Origin of the sequence: Acinetobacter sp. YH16038, assembly GCF_013417275.1 — a bacterium.
Classification (GTDB): Bacteria; Pseudomonadota; Gammaproteobacteria; order Pseudomonadales; family Moraxellaceae; genus Acinetobacter.
Window position 1 is genome coordinate 1 of sequence record NZ_VPEG01000115.1, and the last position, 2,099, is coordinate 2,099.

Consider the following 2,099-nt stretch of genomic DNA (forward strand, 5'->3'; position numbering starts at 1 on the left):
AAGTTAGATTTTAAAGCCTTTTTTCTTTGAAAAAAGTAGGTAGGTTTTTTAGCGTTTTTAGAACAAAACAAGTTCTTTTTTTCTGATGAAAAGACAAAAAAAAAGCCCAGAGTTATCTCTAGACTTCTTGTTTCGTTTTCGAATTTCGGCGCTCAAGAGTTGCACCTCTGCAGAGCTCTTTACCTCCTCATCGACTCACAAATATAATGTTTTTTTTCGGAAGTTCCGCCCCCTCCCCCACCTTGGTGGCAAGAAGTTTTTGTGTCACAAAAACACATCTTGCAACTATTTAAAATCGCTATGTTATTATATAAAACCGTGTTTAGTGAAGATTTTATTTTCTCGCATTACCAATGGAGAAAATTCTTTTCTCCATTGGTAATGCGAAATATCATAGGACTAAAAGTGCAAAATATCAAAAGACCAGAGTATAAAAATATCAAAATATCAAAATATCAAAGGATATTTTACCCCTCCGATTTCATATGATTTTATCATTGGTATAACCTACTAGACCAATTTTTAATCGTACCTCTAAAATTTGGTCGTAGGCTCTTCGAGAGATAAAAAACAAATCTTGTTTTGTTCTGAAAACGCTAAAAAACCTAAATGTTTTAGCGCAGCTAAAAAAATCACTCCCGTACTTTTTTCTGACACAATCGGAGAATTTCCGGTTCTAGTTCTTCGCCGATCAACATTTCCCCTGTTGCTTGGTTAACCCAATCGAATGCATCTTTTTGCCAAATCCATAAACTTTCTTCGTTTCCTAGACGCAAATAAAGTTCTTCTTCAAATTGTCCTTGTACTTGAAAATCTTCGTCTGTCGGCTCTTTTATAGCTTTAATTCCTCCAAAAGTAGCAAGAGTACGTTTCCCTTTTAAAATACAAAAAAGTGCGTCTAATCGTTTAAAATTATCTGATTTAGACAAATCAACAGTCATTTTAATAGCGTACTTAAATAACTCCGATAAAGCTCCTGCATTAGCAGGCCTGATATCTTGAGCATTTGGATTAGATTGAGGATTCCGTTTTAACCATTCTTTTACAATCCACTCAGCATTCGCCCACCCATCAACAATCATATGCATATGGTAGTGATATTGTCCATTCGGTCTAATAGTACATTCCATTGTCCTAATTCCTTTTAAAAAAACACCACTCTTAAAGGCATCCCCTCTCTTGTCTTTGCTTGAATTATAGAGCATTCTCCAGCTTTTTTCCATTTCTTCTATTTGGCTTTGGAGTTCTTCAATGGAACAAGTAGGTCTTGTAAGAGTAACAAAAAACGGCTGTCCAAAATCATTAATTTGAGTAGCATATTGTTTTATATTAATAGCACTACGTATACGATTACAAGTATAGCACCAACGATTTTTGCAGTAAGTTGAAGTCATTTTTTCGCCGTTATAATGTTTAACACGATTGCAATGATAAGTATTATCATAGCTCTTTTTTAGAGGAGAGCTGGGATTCCACATTGCTAAATTAATTGCAAAGTGGTCTGTTATGGCTTTGTATTTTTGTTGTTTCTGTCCTTGTGTAAGGCTTTTTTTATTATCTTTACCCATAGAAAATGAGACGATACAATATCGCGTTTTAGTCTTGCTGAAGAGGTCGGATTCCAAAGCAAGAATTATACATCTTTGTCTTTTATCGAATCAAAGATACAAAAAATAAATGCTTGGGTTTTTACTCAAGCATTATTTTTTTACAGCAATTGCTGTTTTTTATCTCTCATTTTAGGAGCAAGGGGCTAAAACGTCATGACAATTTCACTGCGTTACATTGCATTCCTATTTCGTCCCTTGAAAATTTTTTACGCTTCGCTAAATTTTAGATTTTTCATTCTGAAAAATTGGAAAAAAACCCACTTGAAAAATAGATTTCCCAAGCAGTTATGCTAATGTATCAAGGCTATGAGGTAAAACCCTTGAAAACAAAGGACTTAGGGGCTTTTTACCGACAAATAGAAAAGTTAGATTTTAAAGCCTTTTTTCTTTGAAAAAAGTAGGTAGGTTTTTTAGCGTTTTTAGAACAAAACAAGTTCTTTTTTTCTGATGAAAAGACAAAAAAAAAGCCCAGAGTTATCTCTAGACTTC

The 2,099-nt window shown here is 33.9% G+C and carries 1 protein-coding gene; it reads right to left on the reverse strand.

Going from position 1 to position 2,099, the window contains the following annotated elements:
* Positions 1 to 632: 632 nt before the first annotated feature.
* Positions 633 to 1,568, reverse strand: coding sequence for a protein rep (locus tag FTV34_RS17090; RefSeq protein ID WP_179997572.1), 936 nt, complete (start codon positions 1,566 to 1,568; stop codon positions 633 to 635).
* Between the last annotated feature and the right edge of the window lie 531 nt (positions 1,569 to 2,099).

Coding starts and splice junctions, on each gene's coding strand:
- FTV34_RS17090 (WP_179997572.1), bottom strand. CDS start 1,568: ATGGGTAAAGATAATAAAAAAAGCCTTACACAAGGACAGAAACAACAA.